At 30.9% G+C, this 700-nt stretch carries 2 protein-coding genes; both read right to left on the minus strand.

Annotated features, from left to right (window positions below; translation table 11 throughout):
* Nucleotides 1-150: 150 nt before the first annotated feature.
* A complete protein-coding gene (locus tag M3Z76_RS19635) occupies nt 151-378 on the minus strand; it encodes a hypothetical protein (protein WP_000921865.1) in 228 nt (75 codons plus the stop codon).
* A 97-nt stretch (nt 379-475) separates the two neighbouring features.
* Entirely contained in the window at nt 476-691 is a 216-nt protein-coding gene (locus tag M3Z76_RS19640; protein ID WP_000071892.1) for a cold-shock protein, read from the minus strand.
* Nucleotides 692-700: the final 9 nt, after the last annotated feature.

Here is a 700-nt window from a genome sequence, read left to right on the forward strand (position 1 = left end):
GTTGGCAAACTCATGATCCACTGTGGCTTGAATAGCGTGTTTAACGCCAAACTGGTCTTTTACGCTGAGAGTCTGTTTAAACATATATATTTCCTTAAAAAAATTGCAGTGGAAATCCCACATAAATTATTGATGTTTAAAAATTTATCGCTAAGCAACTTTATGATTTAATTTAAATAGCTGATTTAGAGAAGTGTAAAATGTACGGCCATCCAAATTTAAATCAACTTCGATTCCAGATTCCAGTAGAACTCTTTTACCTACTTCAATTTGTTTTAAACCTTGACGTGTATTTTGCATTTTATGTAGAGGAATTAATGAAACAATAATTTCAGTACCATTTTTAGATTTTGCAATTAAATCATTTACTTTTAACAACTTATATCCTATTTTTTAGAGATTTTTTCAATTTTGAAAACATTTTAAAGCTTAAAAAAAGCACTTATGAGTGCTTTTTATTACTGATTATTATTACTTAGATAGCAACAATATTTACAGCATTCGGTCCTTTTTGACCTTGAGCTACACTGAATTCAACTTGCTGGCCTTCAAATAAGGTCTTGAAACCTGAACTCGCGATTTCGCTGAAATGAGCAAAAACGTCTGGACCTGATTCTTGTTGAATGAAACCAAAACCTTTAGTTTCGTTAAACCACTTAACAGTACCTTTAACAACATTTGAGTTTGACATAATATATCC

The organism is Metasolibacillus sp. (assembly GCF_025291715.1).
Classification (GTDB): domain Bacteria; phylum Bacillota; class Bacilli; order Bacillales_A; family Planococcaceae; genus Metasolibacillus; species Metasolibacillus louembei.